The sequence below is a fragment of the Anaerobacillus sp. MEB173 genome, from assembly GCF_052119505.1.
Classification (GTDB): Bacteria; Bacillota; Bacilli; order Bacillales; family JBJMAU01; genus JBJMAU01.
In genome coordinates this window covers 1-351 of the sequence record NZ_JBJMAU010000076.1, presented here as the reverse complement: position 1 = coordinate 351, position 351 = coordinate 1, and the positions used below count along the sequence as shown (strand labels likewise).

At 39.3% G+C, this 351-nt stretch carries 1 protein-coding gene; it reads left to right on the top strand.

Features of this window, described 5'->3' with window-relative positions:
- Nucleotides 1-351, top strand: a 351-nt coding sequence (locus ACJ2A9_RS23865) for a pectate lyase-like adhesive domain-containing protein (RefSeq protein WP_441424122.1), incomplete at both ends; no start/stop codon positions are given.

Genomic DNA, 351 nt, shown 5'->3' with positions numbered 1-351 from the left:
CTTGTATACAGGAGCTAAGGTTGTAGCTACTGTTACAACAGATGAAGAACTAATCGCAAAATTGGCAGATTCTAACGTGCCTATAATCAAACTAGGAGCAGATATTGAAGTAGATGGCTACTTGAATGTAACTAGAGATGTAACAATTCATGGTAACAATCATAAGATTACGAGAAGTGTGTCAGAAGCAACAGACAACGAAAGTTATGTCGTTATGGTATCATCCGGTAAGCTAACAGCAAGAAACCTTGAACTTGAATCGAATAATACTCAAGCAGAGCCTATAGCGAATGCAGTAGGCATCACCGTACAAACAGGAGCATCACTGGACTTTGACGGAGGAAAGATTAA